The 21693-nt window shown below is 69.4% G+C and carries 22 protein-coding genes; 10 read left to right on the top strand and 12 right to left on the bottom strand.

Annotation, left to right across the window (positions count from 1 at the left end):
* The first annotated feature begins 28 nt into the window (after window positions 1-28).
* The 6 genes from BLJ79_RS03835 (at window position 29) to BLJ79_RS03860 (ending at window position 6756) form a co-directional block, all read left to right on the top strand.
* On the top strand, window positions 29-1345 hold the full coding sequence (locus BLJ79_RS03835; RefSeq protein WP_071213364.1) for an HRDC domain-containing protein: 1317 nt from the start codon (window positions 29-31) through the stop codon (window positions 1343-1345).
* Window positions 1346-1490: 145 nt separating this feature from the next.
* Window positions 1491-2729, top strand: a complete 1239-nt coding sequence (locus tag BLJ79_RS03840) for a thiolase family protein (RefSeq protein WP_071213365.1) — start codon at window positions 1491-1493, stop codon at window positions 2727-2729.
* Window positions 2730-2732: 3 nt separating this feature from the next.
* Window positions 2733-4862, top strand: a complete 2130-nt coding sequence (locus tag BLJ79_RS03845; RefSeq protein ID WP_071213366.1) for a 3-hydroxyacyl-CoA dehydrogenase NAD-binding domain-containing protein — start codon at window positions 2733-2735, stop codon at window positions 4860-4862.
* Window positions 4863-5009: 147 nt separating this feature from the next.
* On the top strand, window positions 5010-5441 hold the full coding sequence (locus BLJ79_RS03850) for a QcrA and Rieske domain-containing protein (RefSeq protein WP_083410987.1): 432 nt from the start codon (window positions 5010-5012) through the stop codon (window positions 5439-5441).
* A gap of 91 nt (window positions 5442-5532) precedes the next feature.
* Complete coding sequence (locus BLJ79_RS03855; protein WP_071213368.1) at window positions 5533-6012, top strand: Rieske (2Fe-2S) protein; 480 nt, start codon at window positions 5533-5535, stop codon at window positions 6010-6012.
* Window positions 6013-6120: 108 nt separating this feature from the next.
* Window positions 6121-6756, top strand: coding sequence for a cysteine hydrolase family protein (locus tag BLJ79_RS03860; RefSeq protein ID WP_071213369.1), 636 nt, complete (start codon window positions 6121-6123; stop codon window positions 6754-6756).
* A 6-nt stretch (window positions 6757-6762) separates the two neighbouring features.
* On the opposite strand, the gene BLJ79_RS03865 is transcribed toward BLJ79_RS03860, so the two are convergent.
* From BLJ79_RS03865 to BLJ79_RS03885, 5 genes are all read right to left on the bottom strand, one after another.
* Window positions 6763-7425, bottom strand: a complete 663-nt coding sequence (locus tag BLJ79_RS03865; RefSeq protein WP_071213370.1) for a hypothetical protein — start codon at window positions 7423-7425, stop codon at window positions 6763-6765.
* Window positions 7426-7469: 44 nt separating this feature from the next.
* Window positions 7470-8897 carry an ATP-binding cassette domain-containing protein gene (locus BLJ79_RS03870; protein WP_071213371.1) on the bottom strand — a complete coding sequence of 476 codons (1428 nt, stop codon included), beginning with the start codon at window positions 8895-8897 and terminating at the stop codon, window positions 7470-7472.
* Window positions 8894-9652, bottom strand: a complete 759-nt coding sequence (locus BLJ79_RS03875) for a CbiQ family ECF transporter T component (RefSeq protein WP_071213372.1) — start codon at window positions 9650-9652, stop codon at window positions 8894-8896. Before BLJ79_RS03875 ends, BLJ79_RS03870 begins: the two co-directional genes overlap by 4 nt.
* 8 nt (window positions 9653-9660) lie before the next feature.
* Window positions 9661-10467 carry a glycosyl transferase family 9 gene (locus tag BLJ79_RS03880; protein WP_071213373.1) on the bottom strand — a complete coding sequence of 269 codons (807 nt, stop codon included), beginning with the start codon at window positions 10465-10467 and terminating at the stop codon, window positions 9661-9663.
* Window positions 10468-10669: 202 nt separating this feature from the next.
* Window positions 10670-10921, bottom strand: a complete 252-nt coding sequence (locus BLJ79_RS03885; protein ID WP_071213374.1) for a DUF8817 family protein — start codon at window positions 10919-10921, stop codon at window positions 10670-10672.
* 196 nt (window positions 10922-11117) lie between these two features.
* Here BLJ79_RS03885 and BLJ79_RS03890 point away from each other — a divergent pair, with 196 nt between their 5' ends.
* Window positions 11118-11633: a hypothetical protein gene (locus BLJ79_RS03890; protein WP_071213375.1), complete on the top strand. Its 516-nt coding sequence runs from the start codon at window positions 11118-11120 to the stop codon at window positions 11631-11633.
* 40 nt (window positions 11634-11673) lie between these two features.
* Here the strand turns inward: BLJ79_RS03890 and BLJ79_RS03895 are convergent, their stop codons facing one another.
* The 3 genes from BLJ79_RS03895 to BLJ79_RS03905 form a co-directional block, all read right to left on the bottom strand.
* Complete coding sequence (locus BLJ79_RS03895) at window positions 11674-12111, bottom strand: VOC family protein (protein WP_071213376.1); 438 nt, start codon at window positions 12109-12111, stop codon at window positions 11674-11676.
* 224 nt (window positions 12112-12335) lie between these two features.
* Entirely contained in the window at window positions 12336-13406 is a 1071-nt protein-coding gene (locus BLJ79_RS03900) for a nucleoside hydrolase (protein ID WP_071213377.1), read from the bottom strand.
* A 3-nt stretch (window positions 13407-13409) separates the two neighbouring features.
* Window positions 13410-14393 carry an aldo/keto reductase gene (locus tag BLJ79_RS03905; protein ID WP_071213378.1) on the bottom strand — a complete coding sequence of 328 codons (984 nt, stop codon included), beginning with the start codon at window positions 14391-14393 and terminating at the stop codon, window positions 13410-13412.
* 183 nt (window positions 14394-14576) lie between these two features.
* Between BLJ79_RS03905 and argG the strand changes: the two genes are divergently transcribed.
* Window positions 14577-16004 carry an argininosuccinate synthase gene (argG, locus tag BLJ79_RS03910; protein ID WP_071213379.1) on the top strand — a complete coding sequence of 476 codons (1428 nt, stop codon included), beginning with the start codon at window positions 14577-14579 and terminating at the stop codon, window positions 16002-16004.
* Window positions 16005-16094: 90 nt separating this feature from the next.
* On the opposite strand, the gene BLJ79_RS03915 is transcribed toward argG, so the two are convergent.
* Window positions 16095-16847, bottom strand: a complete 753-nt coding sequence (locus BLJ79_RS03915; protein ID WP_071213380.1) for a DinB family protein — start codon at window positions 16845-16847, stop codon at window positions 16095-16097.
* Between the two features lie 185 nt (window positions 16848-17032).
* Here BLJ79_RS03915 and BLJ79_RS03920 point away from each other — a divergent pair, with 185 nt between their 5' ends.
* Together BLJ79_RS03920 and BLJ79_RS03925 are read left to right on the top strand one after the other, a co-directional pair.
* A complete protein-coding gene (locus BLJ79_RS03920; RefSeq protein ID WP_071213381.1) occupies window positions 17033-17668 on the top strand; it encodes a maleylpyruvate isomerase family mycothiol-dependent enzyme in 636 nt (211 codons plus the stop codon).
* Window positions 17669-17803: 135 nt separating this feature from the next.
* Window positions 17804-18427 (top strand): maleylpyruvate isomerase family mycothiol-dependent enzyme, encoded by a 624-nt coding sequence (locus tag BLJ79_RS03925; protein ID WP_071213382.1) that lies wholly within the window; start codon window positions 17804-17806, stop codon window positions 18425-18427.
* Between the two features lie 73 nt (window positions 18428-18500).
* Here the strand turns inward: BLJ79_RS03925 and BLJ79_RS03930 are convergent, their stop codons facing one another.
* From BLJ79_RS03930 to dxs, 3 genes are read right to left on the bottom strand one after another with little or no spacing between them, the layout of a single operon-like run.
* A complete protein-coding gene (locus BLJ79_RS03930) occupies window positions 18501-19073 on the bottom strand; it encodes a hypothetical protein (RefSeq protein WP_071213383.1) in 573 nt (190 codons plus the stop codon).
* Between the two features lie 13 nt (window positions 19074-19086).
* Window positions 19087-19686 (bottom strand): DUF402 domain-containing protein, encoded by a 600-nt coding sequence (locus BLJ79_RS03935; protein WP_071213384.1) that lies wholly within the window; start codon window positions 19684-19686, stop codon window positions 19087-19089.
* Window positions 19683-21650: a 1-deoxy-D-xylulose-5-phosphate synthase gene (gene dxs / locus BLJ79_RS03940; protein WP_071213385.1), complete on the bottom strand. Its 1968-nt coding sequence runs from the start codon at window positions 21648-21650 to the stop codon at window positions 19683-19685. The genes BLJ79_RS03935 and dxs overlap by 4 nt, the downstream gene beginning before the upstream one ends.
* Window positions 21651-21693: the final 43 nt, after the last annotated feature.

Below are 21693 nucleotides of genomic sequence, written 5' to 3' on the forward strand. Positions count from 1 at the left end.
GGGCAATCGGTACTAGAATCGGAACATCATGACCCGTACCCACCACGCCACCAAACCAGCCCCGGGCGCCGCAGCCGACGCATCAACCGCTGCGCCGCAGCCCGAGGGAATCGAAGAAGCACCGCAGGCCGAGCCCCGGGAACCGGTCCTGCTGGACATGCCGCGCGACGGGGTTCCCGAGGTCATCACCACCGCACCGGGCATGGCGCGCGCCGCGCGCGCCATCGCCGCGGGCACCGGCCCGGTGGCCGTGGATGCCGAGCGGGCCTCGGGCTTCCGCTACGGACAGCGCGCCTTCCTGGTCCAGCTGCGCCGCGAAGGCTCCGGAAGCTGGCTGATCGACCCGGTTCCCTTCGAGAACCTCGATCCGATCCAGGAAGCCATCGGGGACGAGACCTGGATCCTGCATGCCGCCTCCCAGGACCTGCCCTGCCTGCGCGAGCTGGGCCTGGAACCGGCCCGCCTCTTCGACACCGAACTTGCAGCCCGCATCGCCGGGCTGCCGCGCGTGGGACTGGGCCCCGCCGTCGAAGCCCTGCTGGGGCTGCGCCTGGCCAAGGAACACTCGGCCGCCGACTGGTCCACCCGCCCGCTGCCCGAGCCGTGGCTGCGCTACGCCGCGCTGGACGTCGAGGTGCTCGACGAGCTGCGCGTCGAACTGATCAAGATCCTTGAGGCCGACGGCAAGCTCGAGTATGCGGAACAGGAATTCGAGGCCGTGCGCACCGCACCGCCGGCCCCGCCGCGCGTGGACCCGTGGCGGCGCACCTCGGGCCTGCACCAGATCCGCGACCGCCGGACCCTGGCCGCGGTCCGCGCCCTGTGGGAAACCCGCGAATCCCTGGCCCGCACCCGCGACACCGCCCCGGGCCGGCTGATCCCGGACTCGGCGCTGGTCGCCGCGGCCAAGGCCATGCCCAAGAGTGTCCCCGCGTTGCTGAAGACCCCCGGCTTCCACGGCCGCTCGGCCTCCAAGGACGCCCCGAAGTGGCTTCGCGCCCTGCAGGACGCCTCCACCACCTCCGAGCTGCCGCCCAACCAGGTCCCCTCGAACTCCCCGCCCCCGCCCAAGGTCTGGGCCGACAAGGATCCGGTGGCCGCCGCCCGGCTGCAGACCGCCCGGGCCCGGGTGGCGCGCACCGCCGAGTCGCTGAACATCCCCACGGAGAACCTGCTGACCCCGGACACGCTGCGCCGGTTGTGCTGGAACCCGCCGGCGGCGATCGACCCGGACACCGTGGCCGATGCCCTGCGGGCCCTGGGCGCCCGGGCCTGGCAGATCGACCTGGTGGGCCCGGTGCTGACCGTGGCGCTGCTGGACCCGGACGAGTTGGCCAAGCGCTGATGAATTGCCGGGCAGGTTTTTCCGAAATACCGGGAAGGACCTGCCCGGCTTTTTCTTGCCCGGGGGCGCCCGGCTTGCACTCTAAGTTACTCACCAGTAGCGTATGGGGTGGATCACATCCACATCCCGATCACAAGGAGTACCGGTGAGCCCCCAGCCAGTGAACACGCGCCATGCGCGCAGCGTCCGCGACGTCGTCTTCGTCGACGGCGTCCGCACCCCCTTCGGCAAGGCGGGTGAAAAGGGCATGTACCACGGCACCCGCGCCGACGACCTCGTGGTCAAGTGCATCCGCGAGCTCATCCGCCGCAACCCCTCGCTGCCGCCCGAACGCATCGACGAGGTCGCCATCGCGGCCACCACGCAGACCGGCGACCAGGGACTGACCATCGGGCGCACAGCAGCGCTGCTGGCCGGACTTCCGCAATCGGTCCCGGGATTTGCCATCGACCGCATGTGCGCCGGGGCCATGACCGCGGTGACCACCACCGCCGGCTCCATCGCCTTCGGCGCCTACGACGTGGTCATCGCCGGCGGCGTCGAGCACATGGGCAACCACCCCATGGGCGCCGGGGCCGACCCGAACCCGCGCTTCGCCGCAGAACGCCTGGTGGACCCGGCAGCCCTGAACATGGGCAACACCGCCGAGAACCTGCACGACAGGTTCCCGGCCATCACCAAGGACCGCGCCGACGCCTACGCGGTGGAATCCCAGGCCAAGCTGGCGGCGGCCTATGCGGCCGGGGACATCCAGCCGGACCTGGTCCCGGTCGCCGCGCGCCGCCCGGCCGAGGGCTTCACGCTGCGCACCACCGACGAACCCCCGCGCCCGGGCACCAGCCTGGAATCGCTGGCCGGGCTGCGCACCCCCTTCCGCGCCCACGGCCGGGTCACCGCCGGCAACGCCGCGGGCCTGAACGACGGGGCCACCGCCGCGGTGCTGGCCAGCGCGCAGGCCGCCGAGGAACTCGGGCTCAGCGTGAAGATGCGCCTGGTCTCCTACGCCTTCGCCGGGGTCGACCCCTCGGTGATGGGCATCGGCCCGGTCCCCGCCACCGAAAAGGCGCTGGCCCAGGCCGGGCTGGCCATCGGGGACATCGGCCTGTTCGAGATCAACGAGGCCTTTGCCGTCCAGGTGCTCTCCTTCCTTGACCACTACGGGATCCAGGACACCGACCCGCGGGTGAACCGCTACGGAGGGGCCATCGCGGTGGGCCACCCGCTGGCCTCCTCGGGCGTGCGCCTGATGAACCAGCTGGCCCGCCAGTTCAAGCAGGACCCCTTGGTCCGCTACGGGTTGACCACCATGTGCATCGGGCTGGGCATGGGCGGCACCGTCATCTGGGAAAACCCGCACCACGCCGACTTCGGAAAGGATGCCTAAGCCATGAGCTCGAGCACCATTGAAAACTTCGCTTCCCTCGCTTCCCTGGTCCCCGACGAGATCATCACCCACTCCCTTCTCGAGGACGTGGTGCTGCCCGGCGGCACCACGCTTGCGCTGCTGACCCTGGACAACGGGTTCGACCACACCAAGCCCACCACGCTGGGCCCCAACACCCTGCTGGAACTGCACGCGGCGCTCACCGCGCAAAAGGCGCGCGCTGCTGCCGGGGAGATCGCCGCGCTGGCGGTGACCGGGAAGCCCTACTTCCTGGTCGCCGGCGCGGACCTCAACGGCGTGAAGAACCTCGCCTCTCCCGAGCACGGGGCGGCCATGGCCACCCTGGGCCATGCCTGCTACGACCTGCTGGCGGACCTCGGGGTGCCGACCTTCGCATTCATCAACGGCGTCGCCCTGGGCGGCGGGCTGGAGATCGCCCTGGCCTGCTCCTACCGCACCGTCTCCACCGGGGCCAACGGCATCGGGCTTCCCGAGGCATTCATCGGCCTGATCCCCGGCTGGGGCGGGGTCTACCGGCTCCCGCGGCTGACCGGCCCGGAGGCGGCCATGACGGTGATGATCGAAAACCCGCTGAACAACAACCGCTCGCTGAACGGGGACGCGGCCTTCAAGCTCGGCATCGCCGACGCCCTGTTCGAGCCGGCCGACTTCCTGGAGCAATCCCTGCTCTGGGCCGGAAGCGTGCTCGCCGGCGCCGAGGTCGCCCGCCCGAACGCCGTGGAGCCGAACTCCAGCCCCGAGGTGGCGGCCCGCTGGGCGGCAGCCGCGGCCAAGGCCCGGGCCTTCGTGGAGGCCAAGACCTCCAACGCCGCCCCGGCCCCGGCCAAGGTGCTGGAGGTCTTCGAGGCCGGAGCGTCGATCACCCAGAAGGAATCGGCGGCCCTGGAAATCGCGGCGCTGACCGACATGATGCAGACCGACGCCTTCCACAACACCGTGTACGCCTTCCTGGACCTGGTGCAAAAGCGCTCCAAGCGACCCGCCGGCGCCCCGGATCCGAAACTCGCCCGCCCCGTCACCAAGGTCGGCGTGGTCGGTGCCGGGCTCATGGCCGGACAGCTCGCGCTGCTCTTCGCCAGGAACCTCAAGGTGCCGGTGGTCATCACCGACATCGACCAGGCGCGCGTGGACAAGGGCCTGGCCCACATCCATTCCGAAGTGGACAAGCAGCTGGCCAAGGGCCGCATCTCCCCCGACGCGGCAAACCGCACCAAGGCGCTGGTCACCGGTTCGGTGTCCAAACAGGCCTTTGCCGATGCGGACTTCGTCATCGAGGCCGTCTTCGAGGAACTTGCCGTCAAGAAGCAGGTCTTTGCCGAGGTCGAGGCCGTGGTGTCCCCCGAGTGCATCCTGGCCACCAACACCTCCTCGCTGTCGGTGACCGAGATGGGCAGGGACCTGAAAAACCCCGAACGGCTGGTCGGCTTCCACTTCTTCAACCCGGTCGCCCAGATGCCGCTGCTGGAGATCGCGCGGACCGAAAAGACCGGCGACACCGCGTTGGCCACCACCTTCGCCCTGGGCAAGGCATTGCGCAAGACCAGCGTGCTGGTGGCGGACGAGGCAGCCTTCGTGGTGAACCGGATCCTGCTGCGTTTGATGGGCGAGATCGCCAACGCCTTCGACGACGGCACCGAGGCCTCGGTGGCCGACGGCGCACTGCGCCCCATGGGCCTGCCCATGAGCCCGTTCACGCTGCTGGCCATGGTCGGGATCCCGGTGGCGCACCACGTCTCCGAGTCGCTGCACGCCGCCTTCGGCGAGCGCTTCCACGTCTCGGGCAACCAGCAGGTGCTCATCGACAACGGCATCAAGTCACTGTGGGCGCCCACCGGCGACGGCGGGATGGAAATCCCGGCCTCCACGCTGGGGCTGCTGGAGTTCGGGAACACCCCGAGCACCTCCGAGGAACTGCTGCTGCGCACCCAGGACGCGCTGGCCGAGGAGATCGGGTTGATGCTGGCGGCGGGCGTCGTGGCGGGTCCCGAGGACATCGACCTGTGCATGATCCTGGGCGCCGGCTGGCCCATGCACCTGGGCGGCATCACCCCGTACCTTGACCAGGTCGGCGCCTCCGAGCGGGTCAACGGCAAGAAGTTCCACCAGCACTAACCGGGCCCCCGCGCACCGGGGCGGGTGAAGGCGGGATGCCGGCTACGGCCGGCGTCCCGCCTTCGCCGTTTCCCGATGGTGCCGGCCAAAAAATAATCCCGGCTCCCATCCATCGACCTTGGCCCGATTGTGCGCGACACTTTGGTTATGAAACAGCACATCACTCTCATGCCCACCCGCAGAAGCGTCATCGAGGCTTCCCTGGTTGCCGGCGCCGCGGTGACATTGGTGTCGTGCGGGTCCGGCGGGAAGGCCCAGGACCTCCCGCAAGCCACCGGCAAGCCCGTCGACGCGATCGCGCTGGCGAAGCTTCCGGTCAAGGGCACCGCCTCGGTCACCGTCAACGGTGCCGGCTACCTGCTCTACCGCCCGGACGAGGCCACGGTCCTGGCCTACACCTCGGTGTGCACCCACCAGGGGTGCAAGGTCGGCACCGGCAGCGGCGAGATCTTCAAGTGCCCCTGCCACGGCTCGGAGTACTCGAAGCTCGACGGTTCGGTCGTCCAGGGTCCTGCCCCGAAGTCCCTGGCCCGCTTCGCCACCGAGGTGGACGGCCCCGAGGTCAAGATCCTCCTCTAGCGGGCGGCCCCCGGCACGCGGGTGCGTTTGTAAGTGACATCGCAGCGTAGGCTGCGCCTGGGTGCCGCGCCCGCGTGGAATGATGGGTCCCATGAGTTTGCCCATCCCTGATTGCACGCGCCGCGCCTTTGTCGGCACCACCGTGGCCGCCGGCGCCACCCTGGCACTGGCCGCCTGCGGCGACGGTTCCTCGGCCGCACCGAACAACGAGCCCTCCGCTCCCCCGGCACCCGAAGGCGAGGGAACCGTCGTGGCCACCGTGGCCGAGCTGGCCGTGGGAACGCGCCTGTCGGTCGCCGCGGTACGCACCCGGGGCGAGGAAGCTGGCAAGCAGGCCGGGTTCCTGCTCTTCCGCCCCAACGCGAAGACGGTGCTGGCCTACACCGCGATCTGCACCCACCAGGGCTGCGCGGTGACCACCAAGGACCCCAACGGCGAGGCCTTCTACTGTCCCTGCCACGGCTCATATTTCCAGCCCGAGGACGGCAAGGCCGTTGCCGGTCCGGCCCGTGCCGCGCTGGAGCGCTTCGCCGCGCAGATCAAGGGCGACGACGTCCTGATTTACGTCTAGGGCGGCCGGTGGCTTCCCTTCCCTTGGAGGGCAAGGCGTCATAGGTTGGTGGGTGGGTGCCCGGTGGGCGCCTGCCCACCTTTTTGACCCCGAAGGAGCCTGGCTGCCATGTCCAACGAGTCCACCGCAGTGGTGTTCATCGAGTTCCAAAACGACTTCACCTCCCCCGGAGGCGTCCTGCACGATGCGGTCAAGGATTCCATGGAGGCCAACTCGACCCTGGAAAATGCCGCCAAGGTGCTGGCCGCGGCGCGTGAGCACGGCGCCACTGTCATCCACTCGCCCATCGGCTTCGCGCCGGGCTACAACGAGATCTCCGCCCACCCCTACGGGATCCTCAAGGGCGTGGTGGATGCCACCGCCTTCGTCAAGGGACAGTGGGGAGCGGAAATCGATGCGCGGTTCACCCCGCAGCCGGCCGACATTGTGATCGAGGGCAAGCGCGGACTGGATGCCTTCGGCAGCACCAACCTGGATTTCATCCTGCGTTCCAAGGGCATCACCAAGGTGGTGCTGGCCGGATTCCTGACCAATTGCTGCGTGGAATCGACCATGCGCACCGCCTACGAGCGCGGATTCGAGGTCGTGACACTGACCGATGCCGTCGCGGCAACCTCCGTGGAGGAAGGCGAGTCCGCTGTGCGGTTCAACTACCCGATGTTCTCAACCCCGGCGACCACCGACGAATTCATTTCCACGTTGGAATCCTCCCAGGACCTGGCCCACACTTCGCGCGGCTACTAGGATCCGTCAGCCACCTGCGTCAAAGCCCCTGGTCATGAACTCGACGGTTCCGTCGTCGAGCCCGGACAGCGACATCCATCCGGCCTCGCTGGCCGTCCCCGGCACCCGGTAGCTGCGCAGGTCAGCGCCCCACCGGGTGCAGAGAAGCTCGTTGCCTTCATCTACCCAGTGGATGGCGACCAGGACCCCGTCGACCCATGCCTCGTAGCGGTGGGTCGACACCGTGGCACCCAACGGGATGGGCAGCTGCTCGAGCGCACCGACCCGCAGGATGTGCGCATTGGGCTCGGCGCCCAGGTGTCCGTTGGCATCCTGTGCGTCCCAGGCGGCCTCGTTCAGCCGCCAGTAGCGCAACCGGTTCCCCGGATCCTCGATGGCCTTGAACAGCATCAGGATATCTCCGTAGCTCGGCATGGAGCCGACGGGCAGGCCCTGCGGATCCCGGCGCATCAGCTTGGCTGTGCCCAGGCTCCGGTCCCGGAACCAGCTCAGTTCCCAGCTGCCGTTCCCGGGCTCCAGGCGGAGGCGCGATTCGGCACGGTACGGTTCGCCGTCGTCCTCGACCAGGACGCGGGTGAGCAAGACCTTGGATTCCAGGGAACGGTAGAGCACCCCGACGCGCGTCTCATCGCGCACCAGCACTTCCCAGCGCTCAAAATCCTGCGGCATTCCACTCCCGTCGCCCATCCGTCACGGCCCAAGAAGCCCCCACTTTACCCGGGGCCGCCGGTCCTGTCCCGGACCCGTGCTGCAACCGCTGGGCCCATGCGGTGCACGCGGTGCGCGGTGGCGGCCATGAACGCCTCGTCGTGGGTGGCCAGCAGCACCGCCCCTCCGCGGTCCAGCACCGCCGCGAGCGCCGCGTGCAGCAGGGCCAACCCGTCCGCGTCCAGTGCCTCGGTCGGCTCGTCAAGCAGCAACACCTCCGGCTCGCGCACCAGCACCGTGGCCAGGGCCACGAGCCGGCGGGACGAGGCCGGCAGCTCGTAGGGGTGGGCCTGGGCATGCTCTCGAAGTCCCAGCGAATCCAGCACCGCGGGGATCCGCGCCGCCGCCGGGCCGCGCCTGGGCAGGCCGAAGGCCACCTCGCGGGCAACGGTCCGCTCGAAGAGCTGGTCGGAGGGATTTTGCAGCAGCAGCCCCACCGTGCCGGCGGCCAGGGATTTGCCGCGCACCTGCCCGGCGCTCGGGCACAGCAGGCCGGCGGCGGCCTTGAGCACCGTGGTCTTGCCGCTTCCATTGGGCCCGGCCAGCCCCACGCATTCGCCGGCCCGCACCGTCAGTTCCAGGCCCTCCACGACGGGGCGTGCGGATCCCGGGTAGCCGATCCCGACCCCGGAGAAGCCCAGCAGCACCTCGTCCCGTGTCCCCGGTGCCCGGCGCACCGCCGGTGCCACAGGTGCGGCGTCTGCCGGCACCGCGGTGTCCAACTCGTGGCAGCTGCCCTCGCGCAGGGCCAGCACGGTGTCGGCACCGGCCGCCAGCCGGTCGACGGCGCGGGCGAGCAGCACCAGCGCGGTGCCCCCGCTGCGCAGCCGGTCCAGCAGTTCGCAGATCCGGGCCGCGACCGCGGCGTCCAGGCCGGCCAGCGGTTCGTCCAGGACCAGCACCGCCGGCGCGTCCAGCGCGAGTGCTGCCAGCGCCACCAGGCGTTCCTGCCCGCCGGAGAGCTGGGCCGGATCGCGTTCCAGCAGCGCGTGCAGTTCCAGTCGGTCCGCGAGCGCAGCGATCCGCCGGTGCATCTGCGCGCGCGGCACCCCGGCATTCTCCAGGCCCAGGGCCAGTTCCTCCGCCACCGTCGCGCGCACCCCGGACAGGTAGTGGCGCGCGTCCTGGGGCAGCAGCCCGACCTGCCGGGCCCAGCCCACCGGGTCGATGCGCACCGCCGCGCCGGGCCGGTGGTGGATCCGCTGGCCGGCAAGGTGCAGCGTCGCGTCCAGTGCGTCGCCGTCGTGCCGCGGCAGCATCCCGGCCAGCACGGCCCCGAGCGTGGACTTGCCCGATCCCGAGTTCCCCAGGACCACCGTCAGCGAGCCCGGCGCCAGGGACAGGTTGATCCCGGACAGCGTGTCGCGGGAGGCCCCGGAATAGCGGAAGCGCGCCAGCTCCAGCCCGAGCACCCGGTTCGGCCCCGTGCTCACGCGGCGCCGGCCCAGGTGGGCGCCAGCACCGCGACCGGTCCCAGCACGATGCAGGCCAGGGCGATCCGGCGCACCCGGCGCTGGGCGGCCGAGTCCGGAACCTCGCGCAGGCGCGTGTGCGGGCCCGCGGCCGGGAAGCCGCGGGCGGCCAGGTGGGCGGAGCGGTCCGCGGCGTCCTGCAGGGCACCGAGCACCAGCGGGACCGAGCGCAGCCGCACGCGCCGGAACCAGCCGCGCGGCCCGCCTCCCGGGGTTGCCCCGCGCAGCAATTGCGCCTGGCCGATGGCCCGCTGCCGCTGCTCCAGGGCCGGAAGCAGCAACAGCGTGGCCGCGAGAAGGTAGCCCAGCTGCGGCGGGGCGGGTGAGAGGTCGACCGCGGCGACCAGGTCATGCCGGTCGACCAGCAACGTGCACAGCAGCCCTGCCACCACCAGGACCCCGGTGCGCAGGCCCAGCGCCCCGGCGGTCGCCAGTCCCTCGGCGGTGATCCGCAGCGGGCCTGCGGCGGCCAGCACGTGGCCGCCGGCGGTGTCCGCCATCGAATGGATCAGCAGCTGGGAGCCGAAGGCCGGTGCCAGGATGGCCGCGGCCAGCCCGGCCAGCCTGCGGGCGCGCCGTGCCCAGGCGGCCAGCAGCAGGCATGCCAGCAGCACCGCGACACTGAGCCACCAGCGGCCGGCCGCCACCGTGGTGGCGGTGGCGGCCGCGGCGAGGGCGAGCACGGTGAAGGGGTGCAGCCGGCAGGTGCGGGGCATGGGAGCTGCTACTTGGAGCCGCGGGAGCCGAGCACGTTGTGGCGGCGCACGAACGCGAAGCCTGCACTGAGCCGCCGGGGCAGGGCGTAGATGAGCAGCGCGGCGACCAGGAAGACAATGGCCTTGTCGCCGGGGTCGGAGATCAGCGCCTGCTTGGTCACCGCCGAGAGCAGCGAGTCGCCCATGGAGCGGAAGGCGGCGACCAGCGCGCCGGTGCCGACCCCGGAGGTGCCGCCGAAGACGAAGGCGGCGACGGGTGCGGAGAGCACGCCGACCAGCACGCCGGCGGCCAGCCCCGCCACGGGGGCCAGGTAGGGGCGGCGCAGCGCGCCGAAGCGGGCGGCGGTGCCGGCCAGGAAGCCGACCAGTGCGGCACCCGCGGCAAATGGCAGCACCGTCGGGTTGAACAGCGACCAGATCAGCGTGCCGAGCACGCCGGTGGCGGCACCTGCCCGGCGTCCGGCCAGGAAGCCGACCAGCACGGTGCCCAGCGAGTCCAGGTAGAGCGGGACCATCACGGAGCCGACGAACTGGCCCAGCACGATGTTCAGCGCCAGTGCGACGGGGATCAGGGTGAGGGTGGAAACCGGAAGCTCGGGCAGCACCGCGGCCAGCAGCAGCAACGCTGCCACCAGGTAGGCGGCGAAGGTGGCCAGGGCCACGGCCTGGCCCAGCCCGTCGACCAGGCCGGTGGGCTGGGTGAGGACCAGTGCGGTGTAGGTTCCGGCGAGCAGCAGGGCGCCGGCGGCTGCCAGCATCCGGCGGCGCAGCGGGTGCCCGGTGGCGGTCTCGGGCAGGATCAGGTTCGGTGACATGGGATGGAATTCCTCGATTGCGGGGGCACATCCCGGAAAGACCGGATGCGCCGCGGAGCGTGAGCGGGGCCTATGTCACCTTGGCCCGGGAAAGATTCTAGCGCACCGCGGATCCGTCCCCGGCCGGCACTGCGTCTTTCGTTGCCCGGCTCGTTCAGAGGTAGTTCTTCGGTTCGGCTGCTGCCGCGAGCCTGCCATGGCGTTACGTGGGCCCTGCCGCGAACTGGTCGAAAAGCCCTCCGCCATCGGAGGCCAGGACGATGAGGCTGCCGGGCGAATTTTCCGGCTCACAGCCGGCGACCGCGGAGAAATGAATGTCAAGGTCTCCGTGCTTCAGGCACAGGTACGGATTTTGGCGTTCCTGCCGGCACGTCAGGTCAAATCCGAGCGCTTCGTGGAAAGACAGAACATGATCGAGGTTTTGGCAGGTCAGAAACCGGGATCGCTCGCTCATTAATCCCTGCGCTCCACCAATCCGGTTTGCCTGGTTGAGGGGACCCCGGAGGCCGCGGCCAGAGGCGCTCGTTGTCCTGCCGGCCCGTTGGCCCGGCCGCGTTGCCGGTGTTGCCGGCAACCACGTCCACGGCCGGAATGATGTTCCTGGGGCGGCGCGGCCCAGGCCAGAAACAGCAGACTGCTAGTCTTTCGAGATGCGCACAATCTTCACCATCCTCGGAATGGTTGCGATCATCGCTTATGCGGTGCTCGGGGCAATGCTGATGAACGACTGGGCCGTGGTTGCCGCCAGCGGGGTGCCGCTTGAGACGGCGATCGCCGACATGGCTGCGGCGAACCAGCCCTACAGCGCAATTCCAGGGGCCGTCTTCGCGTCGCTGGGTATCGTGCTCGCGCTCGCATGGGGCGTGGCGACGATATCCCGCCGAGCCACCGTGCCGATATGGGCAACAGCGTCAATGTGGGCAGGAATCCTTTCCCTGGGCGCACCGGCATTCTTCTTCACGGCGTTCGGCAACATGAATTCGGTGGGCGATACCTACTACAACTGGAACGCCGAGGCCGCGTTCGCGTTGGAGGCACCCCTCTATATGGCCAGCGGGGTCGCGTTCCTGGGCGCCACGGCCACGATGCTGGCCGCGCTCGCCATGCCAGTCCTTCGGAAGAAGCCATCGCCCCGTCCGGGGCACGGCACCGGGGAAACCGCCTAGCCCTGTCGCCGGCAATGGCGGCCCGGCCGGATGGGGAAAGTCAGCCCTTCTTCAGCTCCTGCGCGAGCATCACCAGGATTCCGCTCGGGCCACGGAGATAGGTGAGTTTGTAGATGTCGGAGTAGGTCGCCACGCCGCGCAGGGGGTGGCATCCGTGCCTTGCGGCAATCGCCAGGGCCTCGTCAATGTCATCCACCGAGAAGGCCACACGGTGCATGCCGATGTCGTTGGGACGGGTGGGGGCCGATTCGATCGCCTCGGGATGGATGTATTCGAAGAGCTCCAGTTGTCCGTGTCCGTCCGGGGTCTGGAGCATCGCGATGTTGGCGTGGTTTCCATCGAGTCCCACCGCGGTGTCGGTCCACTCGCCGCTGACGGTGTCTCGGCCGACGACAGCAAGACCAAGGTCCGTGAAAAAGGCGATTGCCTCTTCAAGGTCGCGAACCGCAATGCCGACGTTCTCAAGTTTGATAGCCATGTGGTGAAAACTACCAAGGGCGCAGGCATAACGCCAGAGCCCCGGACCGCCGTTCCCGCTCGCCAGGTGCTCCCCCGGCGGTCCGGACTTTCCCCGAGGAACACGATCCCGGATCGGCGCTTTTTTGCGGCACTCCGCTTCCGCTGTCCGCGCTGGCAAAGGCATGGCTGGCGGGTGGGTCCCGGCGTCCACGCCAGGAAATTCGGTTGCCCGGCACGTGCCACTCAGGCAGCTTGGCCAATCCGCCGGGCCAGGGCGCCGAGCCTCTTCACGAGTTCGGCGAACCCGGCCTCCGGGTCGTTCCAGGTGACCACGCGGGCGTTGGCTGGCTTGCCCCAGAGCGCGCGGAAATCGGCCACGGTGGTGCCGATGAGCAGCGGGGATTCGGTTTCCACGGCCACGGTTGCCTCCCGGCTCTTGTATTCCAGGGTGCCGGCCGCGATCCCGGCGGCGAAGAAGTCGTGCACGTGGGCGATGTAGCCCTGGTCGTAGTCGCGGTGGAACTCGAAGTAGAAGCGCAGCGCATCGGACAGGTAGCGCACCAGCGGGTTCGAGGCCGTGCTGCGGGTGCCTTCCGGGTCGTCCCCGCGCACGATCTCCGGTTCGGTGCATCCGGCGGCCGCGGCCAGGTCGGCGAGCAGTTCGGGGCGCATCTCGAAGCGCTCGGTGGTGTCCAGCGAGCAGACGATCGGCAACTTGGACGCCTCCAGCCCGGCCTCGGCGGCGGCCGTGTACGCGGCGTAGACCTCGGCGGCGGCGTGCGGGTCCACGTGCGTGTTCCACTCGGCGGTCGGGGTGGTGTTGCCCTGGTGGTAGAAGGCCCCGCCCATGATCACGACCCGGCCCAGGAGCCAGGGCAGCCGCGGTTCGCGGCGCAGCGCGAGCGCGAAGTTGGTCAGCGGGGCACTGAGCAGCGCGGTGAGCTCCCCGGGGCTGGCGCGGGCCGCCTCGATCCAGTGATCGACAGCGTCCCGTTCCCCCGCACCCGGGTCCGCCGGTGCAGCATCGGGCAGCGTGGCGTACCCGACGCCCTGCGGGCCGTGGGTTTCCGGGGTGGTCAGCAGCGGGACGGTCAGCGGTTCGCGTGCCCCGATGAGCACCGGCACGTCCGGCGCCCCGCACAGCGCCAGCAGCGCCCGGTTGTTCGCCGCGACCTGGTCGGCGCCGACGTTGCCGGGCGTGGAGGTGACCGCCACGATTTCGACGTGTTCGCAGGCGGCCAGGTAGGCCAGGGCCAGGGCGTCGTCGATCCCGGTGTCGTTGTCGAGCAGGATCCTGGTGCGCGGAAAGTCCATGGCCTAGAAGAGTGCGATCTTCGGCACGCGCGGGAAGATCGTGTCGAGTTCGGCCAGGTCCTCTGCCGACGGCTTCCAGGAGACCGCCGCGGCGTTCTGCGCGACCTGCTCGGGCAGCGTGGCCCCGGCGATGACGCTGGCGACCGAGGGTTGGGCGGCGAGCCAGGAGAAGGCGATCTCAAGTTCGGTGAAGCCGCGCTCGCGGGCGAAGTCGGAGAACGTGCGCAGCTGCCCGAAGTCCACGGTGTGCATCAGGTGCTGCCGGGCGTGGGTCAGCCGGGAGCCTTCCGGGGCCCGTCCATCGGAATACTTGCCGGTGAGCAACCCGTTGGCCAGCGGGAAGTACGGCAGCAGGCCCAGCGAGTACGCCTCGGCGGCCGGGGCCACCTCGAGCTCGGCGCGCCGATCCAGCAGGTTGTAGTGGTTCTGCGAGGAGATGAAGCGCGTGCCGCCGCAGATGCGGGCGGTGAATTCGGCCTCGGCGATCTGCCAGCCGGCGCGGTTCGAATGCCCGATGTAGCGCACCTTGCCGGCGGCCACCAGGTCGTCCAGGGCGGCCAGCGTTTCCTCGATGGGGGTCAGCGGGTCCGGGCTGTGGAACTGGTACAGGTCGATGCACTCGGTGCCCAGCCGGCGCAGGGAGGCTTCCACGGCGCGGATGATGTAGCGGCGCGAGCCGCGGGCACCGAAGTCGTTGCCGTTTGCCCCGCCCATGTCCATGCCGAACTTGGTGCCGATCACGACCTCGTCGCGGCGTGTGCCCAGCGCCTTGCCGAGCAGGGTCTCCGAGAGGCCGGGCTCCCTGCCGTAGGTGTCGGCGACGTCGAAGAATGTGATTCCGGACTCAAGGGCGGCGTTGATGACGGCGTCGGTTCCGGCTTGGTCCTCGGTGGCTGTCCCGGCACGGCCCAGGTTGTTGCAGCCGAGCCCGACGGCCGAAACCACCAGCCCGGAATTGCCCAAACGGCGATACTCCACAGTGCTCATAAGGATTCATCCCTTCAAATAATTATGCATTCGGTGCCGCCCGCGAAGGCATCCCCGGCGCGGGCCCGCGACCACGGTCCTTAGAAAATCCAAGTATGACCTGCTTTTCGGCCCGTTGCATGTCGCCCGGCTGCCTTGTCATTGTTCCCCGGAAACTCCCTTGCACGCTATAGGATGGAGGACATGTCTAAAGTCCTCACCTCCCTGCCCGTTGGCGAACGCGTAGGTATCGCGTTCTCCGGTGGCCTTGATACTTCCGTCGCCGTTGCCTGGATGCGTGAAAAGGGTGCCATCCCCTACACGTACACCGGCGACCTTGGCCAGTACGATGAACCGAATATTGATGCAGTCCCGGGCCGCGCCCTGGAATACGGCGCCGAGGCCGCACGCCTCGTCGACTGCAAGCCGGCCCTGGTCGAAGAGGGCCTGGTGGCCCTGGCCTGCGGTGCCTTCCACATCCGCTCCGGCGGCAAGGCCTACTTCAACACCACCCCGCTGGGCCGCGCCGTGACCGGCACCCTGCTGGTTCGCGCCATGCGCGAAGACGGCGTGGACGTGTGGGGCGACGGCTCGACCTACAAGGGCAACGACATCGAGCGGTTCTACCGCTACGGCCTGCTCTCGAACCCGAAGCTGCGCATCTACAAGCCGTGGCTTGACCCGGCATTCGTCCACGAGCTCGGCGGCCGCTCGGAAATGAGCGAATGGCTCATCGAGCGCAACTTCCCGTACCGCGACTCGGCCGAGAAGGCCTACTCCACCGATGCAAACATCTGGGGCGCGACCCACGAGGCCAAGACCCTCGAGCTGCTGAACACCTCCCTGGAATCGGTCGAGCCGATCATGGGCGTGCGCTACTGGGACGAATCGGTTGCCATCAAGGCCGAAGACGTCTCGGTGACCTTCGAGGCCGGCCGCCCGGTCGCCATCAACGGCGTGGAATACGCCGATGCGGTCGCACTGGTCGACGAGGCCAACAAGATCGGTGGCCGCCACGGCCTGGGCATGAGCGACCAGATCGAGAACCGCATCATCGAGGCCAAGTCCCGCGGCATCTACGAGGCACCCGCCATGGCGCTGCTGCACATCGCCTACGAGCGCCTGCTCAACGCCATCCACAACGAAGACACCGTGGCCAACTACCACGCAGAAGGCCGCCGCCTGGGCCGCCTGATGTACGAAGGCCGCTGGCTGGACCCTCAGGCCCTGATGCTGCGCGAGTCCCTGCAGCGCTGGGTCGGCTCGGCCGTCACCGGGACGGTCACCGTGCGCCTGCGCCGCGGCGACGACTACACGGTGCTTGACACCGAGGGCCCGAACCTCAGCTACCACCCGGACAAGCTGTCCATGGAGCGCGTGGGCGACTCGGCCTTCGGCCCGCTGGACCGCATCGGCCAGCTGACCATGCGCAACCTGGACATCGCCGATTCCCGCTCGCGCCTGGAGCAGTACGCCAACCAGGGCCTGCTGGGCAACAAGACCGTCGAGCTCGTCGGCAAGCTTGAGGCAGGCGGAGCTTCGGCCATCGTCGATGCCGAGGCCGTCGACGCCGATGAGTTGGCTTCCGATCGCGCCCTGGAACGCGCTGCCTTCGATTCGGGCACGGACTAGAAACACCACGCCGGCCCACACGGGCGGCAACCGGGGCGGGGTCCCTCACCAGTTTCTGGTGAGGGGCCCCGCCCTTTTTCGCGCCCGGCCTCAGTCCCGTTTCTCGAGGACGTCGAGGTCGCGCACGGCAAAGCGGAGGTGTTCCCATTCCTCGGACAGGATCACGTGCAGGCAGGAACGCGTGCTCTGCTCGCGGTCCGGGTTCCAGGGATTGGGGTGCCGGTGTTCGAGGTCGCCGTCCGTGAGCCTGGCCAGGAACCCCCGCACCATCGCCACGCGCCCGGCCCTGGCCTCGAGCACCTCCGAGTAGGCCGGAACGCCGGGGGTGAACACGGAGGCGTCGTAGCCGTATTCCGCAAAGCCGTCGTTGGGCTGGCCCAGGGGGTGGAACGGGGCTTCGAGGCCTTCGATGGTGAGGCGCAGCCAGATGTCGGTGGCCATGACCAGGTGGCGCAGCGTCTGGGAGAAGGACCATTCCCCGTCCACCGACTCGTCGACCACCCCCGCCGGCAGCGCCGCGACCCGCTCCATGGTGGACGCCCAGGCCTGCTCGACGGCCGTCCAGGCACCGCGCAGGCCCTCGGGGTCAGCAGCCAGCATCGTTGCCCTGCCCGGGAAGCGGCGCAGCATTTCCGCGCGCACAAAGGGCACCACGTCGATGCCGTTGACCAGCAGGACTCCCCCGGCCCGCAGGAGCCACGGGTCATCGATCTCGGCTCCCTGCATGTTGCCCCCACGCATCTTCGCATCCGAGAGGTCGCAGCCGTTGAACCAGGATCCGCGCAGGTCTGCGTCGTTGAATCGCGATCCGGCCAGGTTGTCGCTCGAGTCGAAGATTGCCATGCTGGTCCTCCCGTGGGCGGCTCGCCACGGCGATGGCCGCCGGGCGGGATGGAGCGTGGCGGCCACTCGGGTGGCCGCGAGCCCACGGTATCACCGGCGTGGCGGTTCCCGGATGCCGGCAGCGGCGCCGGCTTGCTAGACTTCTCGACCACGCCCCGTTGCCTACGTTCGGAGAAACCCTGCCCATGAACACCGCACGCAACAGGCTCTGGTCCTTGGCCCACGCGGAGCGCGCGGCCCTGTCCCGGGATCTTGCCGGCCTCGAGGATGCCCAGTGGGCAACCGGCTCGCTGTGCGGGCGCTGGAGCGTGGAGGAGGTCGTGGCGCACCTGACCGCGGCGGCAAGCGTTGGCCCGGCCCGCTGGGTCGCCAGCGTGCTGGGTGCCAGGTTCGATTTCGACCTGCACAACGACCGGCGGCTGGCCGAGCACCGCGGGGCAACCCCCTCCGAAACGCTGGCACGCTTTCGTACAATCGAGACCAGCACCACTTCGACGTTTGGGCCGGTCGAGGCCTGGGTGGGCGAGGTGGTCATCCACGGCCAAGACATCCGCCATCCGCTGGGGATGGATCACGACGTCGACGGTGCGGCCGCCACCGCGGTCGCCCGCTTCCTCGCGAAGGGGGACTTCACCGTGCCGAGCAAAACGAACATTTCCGGGTTGCGGCTTGAGGCCACCGACGGCCCATTCGCCAGCGGTGCCGGCCCGCTCGTCATGGGCACAACCCTGGCGCTGGTGATGGCCATGGCCGGACGCGGCGCCTACTGCGGCCAGCTCACCGGGGAAGGCGTTGAAACCCTGCGGGCGCGGTGTTCCTGACTCCCGGGCGGTGCCACGGGCAGCCATGGACACGGAAGCGTCGTGGACCTGGTGGCCCGATGGACGACGCCCGAGACGCGTGTGGAAGAATCGCGTGGGCAAGAGTGAAAGTGAACAGGAAAGGTTGGTGCAGCCGTGGACCTTGAGAACGATCCGGAGCGCGCCTCCCGGCTGTGCCGCGAGGCGCAGGCGCGGTTGATGGGCAATGTGGCAAACCTGGCGGACCCCGAGGTTCGCGCACCGAGCCAACTGCCCGGCTGGAGCGTGGGCCATGTCCTGACCCATCTGGCCCGCAACGCCGATGCGCACACGCGACGCCTGGCCGGCGCCCTGGACGGGCAGGATGTTCCCAAGTACGCCAGCGGAGAGGGCCAGCGCCGGGTCGAGATCGAGGATGGGGCCGGAAGGCCGGCCGTTCAGGTCGTTGCCGACCTCCGCAGCAGCATGGCGCACCTGGAAGAGGTGTTCGACCGGTCCTCCGACGCCGGGTGGCCCAACGGCCATTTCCTCGGCGGAGGGCACTACGGCGTTTCGGGCTGCCCCGCCCACCGGCTGCGCGAAGTGGAAATGCACCATGTGGATCTCGGGCTCGGCTACACGCCACTGGACTGGCCCGAGGAATATGTGGGCTGGGATCTCCCGATGCTCCTCGCAACCGCCCCGGGTAGGCTGGGCAACCCCTCCGAAAAGCGATTGTTCATGGCCTGGCTGGCCGGACGCGGTCCCCTTGACCCCTCCACGAATCTGGATCCATGGTAGCCACGGCGCACCGAATTCGGGCAGCACAACGCCCGGCAACGATCCCTCGCTGCCGGGCGTTTGTCCGTAGCCCTTAGCCCAGGGAGAAGGGTGCCTTGGCCGGCAGCGGGTAGGCCTGGCGGAGTTTCTCGACGTCCTCGAACGGCGCGGTCGCGATGGACAGCTTGGTAAAGTCCAGCTTGGCTTCGCGCAGGCAGGTCTTGATGGCCGACACGGCCTTCTTCGGCTCCGGCGAGAGGATCCTGATGTTCAGCTTGCGGGTCGCGAAGTCGGAGGACTCCACGGTTCCCAGTCCGCGCCACGCCAGGTGGCCCACCAGGGCCTCCTTGGCCGTGGCTTCCAGGTAGCGGTCGCGGTCGGTGCCCTCGGCGGTCTTCAGCGCGTACTGCACGATGACCCAGCCCTGGTCGGCGTCCGTGATGGTCGCGAAGCCGTCGACCTGGCACTGCTCGGTGAAGGCGTCCAGCAGGCCCGTGGCGGTGGCCTCGTTGACGTCTTTGGCGGTCTCGGTCGTGGACATGTGCCCGACGGTGCCGTGGTTGACGACGAACTGGCCAAGCTCTTCGCCCTCGTAGGTGGAGAACCAGGCCTCGCGGAAGTATAGGGTTCCATCTTCGTCGCGTCGGTAGGTGCGAACTATTGACATATGGTGGTGCTCCTTAGCGGGATGGTGTCTGTGAAAATTCGGTGCGGCCGCGGGCCAGCCAGCCGGTGGCGGTGCCGTCGAAGGGGGCATGTCCCTGCCCGACCGCATGCAGCAGCGTCCGCGCCTCGGCCCCGATGCTCCGGACCAGCGCCGGCGGGTAGCCCATGGCCGCGGCGTGCTGCGCAAATTCGTCCTCGTCATCGAGGAAGACCCCGCGCGAGCGCGAGTCGACGACATCCAGGTCCATGTCCACGGAGTTCGCTTCCCAGCCGCCGCGGGCCAGTTCACGCCAACCGATCTGCGTGGACAGGTCAAGGTACACGCGGAAGTCCTCGGCGGGGTCGTCGTAGAACGTGCCCAGCCATTGCCCGGCACGCGGCACCAGGCAGACCGCATCGGTGTCGGCCCAGTGTCCGTGGCCGGGACGCGAGACCAGCGAGCCTGCCGGCTGGTAGATCCAATGGCCATGGGTATCCGCGCCCAGGTAGCGCCCGGGCACCACCCAGTGCGGGTGCCCGTCGTATTTCCAGGCACGGGCCACCACCAGGTCCCCGGGGGCGGCGCCGGCCGGGTCCCGGGGCAGGTTCGCGGGCACCGGTGCTGCTGCGCTCACAGCTGGGGAATCTGTCCGGTGGGCATCTCGGCCCCGGGCAGCGGCCGGGCGAAGGGGACCTTGGTGCCCAGCACCTGGGCCAGGGTGTCGTTGGCGATCCGGTCGGCGGTGAGCCCGACCCGCTCCATGACCTCGCCGCGGGTGCCGTGGGCGAGGAACTCGGTGGGCAGCCCGACCTCGTTCAGCGCCGTGTCGACCCCGGCGGCCCGCATTTCCTGGCGGATCCGCGATCCCACGCCTCCGGCGCGCACGCCGTCCTCGACGCAGACCACGATGCGGTGGCGGGCGGCCAGGCCGATGATGGAGCGCGGCACCGGCAGCACCCAGCGCGGGTCGACCACCGTGACGGTGATGCCCTGGGCGTTCAGGCGCGCCGCGACGTCCAGGCAGAGCTCGCTCATGGCTCCCACCGAGACGATGAGCACGTCGCGTTCCTCGCCGGCACCGAGCTTGGCCAGGATGTCCACGCCGTCGTGCAGGCGCTGGATCGCGACGATCTCCGGTCCCACGTTGCCCTTGGAGAACCGCACCACCGAGGGCGCATCCTTGATGGCCACGGCCTCGCGCAATTCCTCGCGCAGGCGCACCGCGTCGCGCGGGGCGGCCAGGTGCAGGTGGGGCACGATCTGCATCAATGCCATGTCCCACATGCCGTGGTGGCTGGGGCCGTCCGGGCCGGTGACCCCGGCACGGTCCAGCACCACGGTGACACCCGCCTTGTGCAGGGCCACGTCCATGAGCAGCTGGTCGAAGGCGCGGTTCAGGAAGGTCGCGTAGACGCAGACCACCGGGTGCAAGCCGCCGAAGGCCAGTCCGGCGGCGGAGGTCATCGCGTGCTGTTCGGCGATGCCGACATCCAGCACGCGGTCGGGGTGGCGTTCGGCCATGGTCTTCAGTCCCACCGGCTGCAGCATCGCCCCGGTGATCGCGACGATGTCTGCCCGCTCGTCGGCGATGTCGGCGATCTCCTCGCCAAAGACACTGGTCCAGGAGCGGGCCGAGGCCTTGGAGACCGGCTCGCCGGTCTGCGGATCGATGACCCCCACGGCGTGGAACTGGTCAGCCTCGTCGGCGCGGGCGGGCGCGTAGCCGCGGCCCTTCTCGGTCAGCGCGTGCACGATGACCGGGCCGGCGAACTTCCGCGCCTGCAGCAGCGCCTCGTCGACGGCCCCCTGGTTGTGCCCGTCGATGGGGCCGATGTACTTCATGCCCAGGTCCTCGAAGAGTCCCTGGGGGGCCCACCAGTCCTTGATGCCCTTCTTGGTGGCATGCAGGGACTTGTAGGCGAACTGGCCCACCGCGCCCGAGTCCTTCAGGCGGTTCTTGAGCTTGTCCATGGTGTCTTCGTAGGCGGGGTGCGTGCGGAACTGGTCCAGGCGCTGGCGCAGCCCGGCGAGCTGGTCGGCGAGCCCGCCGATGGTCGGGGCGTAGGAGCGGCCGTTGTCGTTGACCACGATGACCACCCGGCGGTCCTTGTCGGCGGCGATGTTGTTGACAGCTTCCCAGGCCATGCCGCCGGTCAGGGCGCCGTCGCCCACCAGGGCGACCACGTAGCGGTCGGCCTCGCCGGTGAGCTTGCGGGCGCGGGAGATCCCGTCGGCCCAGGACAGCGAGGAGGAGGCGTGCGAGGATTCGACGATGTCGTGGACGGATTCGGCGCGTTCCGGGTATCCGGAGAGTCCGCCGGCCTGGCGCAGCGTGGAGAAGTCCTGGCGGCCGGTGAGCAGCTTGTGCACGTAGGACTGGTGCCCGGTGTCGAAGATGATGGAGTCGGTGGGTGAATCGAAGGCCCGGTGGATGCCCAGGGTCAGTTCGACCACGCCGAGGTTCGGGCCCAGGTGTCCGCCGGTTCGTGCCACGTTCTTGATCAGGAACGAGCGGATTTCCTTGGCCAGTTGCTGCATTTGGGCCGCGTCCAGGCCACGAAGGTCCCGCGGTTCCTTGATGGTCTGAAGCAATGGCACGGAGGCAGTCCTTTCGAGATGACAAATACCCGTTCAATCTTAC

The sequence above is a fragment of the Arthrobacter sp. UCD-GKA genome, from assembly GCF_001863355.1.
Classification (GTDB): domain Bacteria; phylum Actinomycetota; class Actinomycetes; order Actinomycetales; family Micrococcaceae; genus Paeniglutamicibacter.

What these genes read in the sequence shown, in the direction of transcription:
- BLJ79_RS03890 (WP_071213375.1), top strand. Translation starts at nt 11,118, where the DNA reads ATGCGCACAATCTTCACCATCCTCGGAATGGTTGCGATCATCGCTTAT.
- BLJ79_RS03920 (WP_071213381.1), top strand. Translation starts at nt 17,033, where the DNA reads ATGAACACCGCACGCAACAGGCTCTGGTCCTTGGCCCACGCGGAGCGC.
- argG (WP_071213379.1), top strand. Translation starts at nt 14,577, where the DNA reads ATGTCTAAAGTCCTCACCTCCCTGCCCGTTGGCGAACGCGTAGGTATC.
- BLJ79_RS03895 (WP_071213376.1), bottom strand. Translation starts at nt 12,111, where the DNA reads ATGGCTATCAAACTTGAGAACGTCGGCATTGCGGTTCGCGACCTTGAA.
- BLJ79_RS03865 (WP_071213370.1), bottom strand. Translation starts at nt 7,425, where the DNA reads ATGCCGCAGGATTTTGAGCGCTGGGAAGTGCTGGTGCGCGATGAGACG.
- BLJ79_RS03915 (WP_071213380.1), bottom strand. Translation starts at nt 16,847, where the DNA reads ATGGCAATCTTCGACTCGAGCGACAACCTGGCCGGATCGCGATTCAAC.
- BLJ79_RS03845 (WP_071213366.1), top strand. Translation starts at nt 2,733, where the DNA reads ATGAGCTCGAGCACCATTGAAAACTTCGCTTCCCTCGCTTCCCTGGTC.
- BLJ79_RS03880 (WP_071213373.1), bottom strand. Translation starts at nt 10,467, where the DNA reads ATGTCACCGAACCTGATCCTGCCCGAGACCGCCACCGGGCACCCGCTG.
- BLJ79_RS03835 (WP_071213364.1), top strand. Translation starts at nt 29, where the DNA reads ATGACCCGTACCCACCACGCCACCAAACCAGCCCCGGGCGCCGCAGCC.
- BLJ79_RS03860 (WP_071213369.1), top strand. Translation starts at nt 6,121, where the DNA reads ATGTCCAACGAGTCCACCGCAGTGGTGTTCATCGAGTTCCAAAACGAC.
- BLJ79_RS03905 (WP_071213378.1), bottom strand. Translation starts at nt 14,393, where the DNA reads ATGAGCACTGTGGAGTATCGCCGTTTGGGCAATTCCGGGCTGGTGGTT.
- BLJ79_RS03850 (WP_083410987.1), top strand. Translation starts at nt 5,010, where the DNA reads ATGAAACAGCACATCACTCTCATGCCCACCCGCAGAAGCGTCATCGAG.
- BLJ79_RS03875 (WP_071213372.1), bottom strand. Translation starts at nt 9,652, where the DNA reads ATGCCCCGCACCTGCCGGCTGCACCCCTTCACCGTGCTCGCCCTCGCC.
- BLJ79_RS03885 (WP_071213374.1), bottom strand. Translation starts at nt 10,921, where the DNA reads ATGAGCGAGCGATCCCGGTTTCTGACCTGCCAAAACCTCGATCATGTT.
- BLJ79_RS03930 (WP_071213383.1), bottom strand. Translation starts at nt 19,073, where the DNA reads ATGTCAATAGTTCGCACCTACCGACGCGACGAAGATGGAACCCTATAC.
- BLJ79_RS03855 (WP_071213368.1), top strand. Translation starts at nt 5,533, where the DNA reads ATGAGTTTGCCCATCCCTGATTGCACGCGCCGCGCCTTTGTCGGCACC.
- BLJ79_RS03900 (WP_071213377.1), bottom strand. Translation starts at nt 13,406, where the DNA reads ATGGACTTTCCGCGCACCAGGATCCTGCTCGACAACGACACCGGGATC.